The sequence below is a fragment of the Paenibacillus wulumuqiensis genome, assembly GCF_000971965.1.
Taxonomy (GTDB): domain Bacteria; phylum Bacillota; class Bacilli; order Paenibacillales; family Paenibacillaceae; genus Saccharibacillus; species Saccharibacillus wulumuqiensis.
On the sequence record NZ_LAQP01000032.1, the window covers coordinates 1 to 2232 of the forward strand.

The 2232-nt window shown below is 40.7% G+C and carries 3 protein-coding genes; all 3 read right to left on the reverse strand.

The genetic code is table 11. The features are described from left to right. Positions 1 to 809: WG repeat-containing protein (locus tag WH45_RS22540; protein ID WP_046216682.1), on the reverse strand; the 809-nt coding region annotated here is incomplete at its 3' end. Between the two features lie 344 nt (positions 810 to 1153). Further along, positions 1154 to 2107: a suppressor of fused domain protein gene (locus WH45_RS22545; RefSeq protein ID WP_046216683.1), complete on the reverse strand. Its 954-nt coding sequence runs from the start codon at positions 2105 to 2107 to the stop codon at positions 1154 to 1156. 18 nt (positions 2108 to 2125) lie between these two features. After that, positions 2126 to 2212 (reverse strand): hypothetical protein, encoded by an 87-nt coding sequence (locus WH45_RS24275; protein ID WP_407668049.1) that lies wholly within the window; start codon positions 2210 to 2212, stop codon positions 2126 to 2128. Positions 2213 to 2232 lie beyond the last annotated feature (20 nt).

The window sequence follows — 2232 nt, forward strand, 5'->3', positions numbered from 1 at the left end:
ATATTCTTTACGATCCATTTACCCTGCCGATCAATATACCCGTAACTGTCTTTGAGCTCTACGGCTGATATGCCTTCGCTGAAGTTACTCACACTCTGGAATTTGGGTTTAATTACTACTTCGTTATCGGGGTTGATAAATCCCCATTTACCTGCTGTTTTGAGGCGGAATGCTGCCAGATCTTCGCTAAAGTCAAAAAGCTGGTAATACGTTGGGGGGATAACGAATTCACCTGTTTTATCAATAAATCCGTATTTGTCGTTATCTAATGAGGCTTGGGCGTATCCTTCCTCAAATGATCCACAATAAGCAAATTCAAAAGGAATTATCTCATCTCCTTTATCGCTGATCAATCCCTGTTTCCCCTGCTTTCGAGCCACCATTTCTCCATTCTTCCACCGTCCCAAGTAATCAAACTCCAAGGCTAATATTGCGTTAGTTTTTTCATCATATAAACGCATTTTCCCATTCTGCTGGCCTACAAATGTTTTATTATTATTAAGCATAATTTGTTCAAATATAGGGGGAACTATTATTTCTCCTTGTCGATTAATGATTCCTGTTTTTCTGGATACAATAAAAGTTGCCCATTCTTTATTAAATTTCCCCAATCTATCCGCTTCAATTTGAAAGACAACCTTGTTCTCTTTATTAATGTATCCTTTATATCCATTTTCCATAGTAACAGCAGCCAATTCTTCACTAAAGTCTTCAGCCTGTAAATAAATGGGGGGAATTAAAAATTCTCCTTCTTTATTTAGGAATCCATATTTATTATTTTGTTTTAGTCGATAAAGATGAACAGACATATTATTCACTCCTTAATGATAAGATCTAGAATTTGCAACCCCGAATTCAAGCCCTTTCAGTATATCTCTTCCAAATATAACCACAGCAGCATATGAGCATGAGCAAGAAGTCCTTTTGTACAGTGTATCTCCCTATAGCAGTCTGCCAGGTCATCTTCCCTTTAATTTGGATGGAGCATTCCATATGAACCGGAGACATTCGTTGATCAAACAGATTGATGAGCTGCTCCATAAAGTATACTTATCGGAAATCCAAAGCATAAAAGCATGGTTGCTGCATTATTCAGCAACCATGCTTTAGTATAAAACAATATATTCAAACTAAAAACTAACAAGCTTCCATTTTATCGATGCAATGGTGCATAGTTAACATAACCTTTTTCAAAAAACTCATCGGCTACAATAAACACATCTTCTTTAGCAGTTTCCAGTTCTTCTGGAGTTACAGCAATCAAGGTATTAAAGGTGCTAAATCCGCCGGCCACCGGAAATTCCTCCGGGAAATCAATTGCTGGCACCACGATAAATCCTCCAGAAGGAAGGCCCGGAATCCGGCCTTCAGCATATTCCAGATAATCTCCCTGATAAATGGGCCTTTTCGTTTGCTCGGTACGCTCAACCCAGGCAATAAATTCACGCTGCAGCATAGCATCCTCTTCTCCAGCAAGGAACATCATGAGTTCATAACCATATCCTGATGCAGGTCCATTATCAAATTCCAGCGCTGAGCTTCCTCGATTGGGGTCACTCAGACCTGCAGTCACCAAAACATCCATTCCTGCATAGCCCTGCTTGTATTTCAAAACCATCAGCTCTTGCTGCTCATTTTGCCAAATGAATTGTGGCTCCTGAAATTGAAAAAGAGACCCATAAATCAATTCGATTCGATCGGATAACGGATATGTACCCTCCAGAGGTGGCATGAAAATGCGCTGAATAAGCGTTTCTACTTGAGGTACTGCAGTCTGTTGTTTGGGTGTAGTCATTCGCAGCTTGGAAACCGGGGTTCCCTTTTGGGAAAGAAGGTAAAGCTCCTCCTCAACCATTTCAATCCATAGATCGGCTTCTTCCTTGCTACCTAGTGGCAGCGTCTTACTCTCTACAATTCCGATATCCGATGATTCCAAACCGAGTGCATGGATCAACTCTGTCGTTTGAGGTTGCGGCTTTCCTGTCAGACGTACATACTCGATTCCGTCGGCAAAAATAAAACCTACACTTTCAACAGCTCTGCAAAGAAATTCAAAATAAGGAGATTGTTCCAAAGTGTGTTCCAATACTTCAATACGCTTAGACACTGATTACACCCTTCCCGATTATCGATTAAAGTTCTGCGGCTTGTATACCCATTCGCCGCTTGTATTCAAGTAGCCCCATTCCCCTTCGTAAGTGACCAGACCCAGTCCATTGGAAAATGAATCCG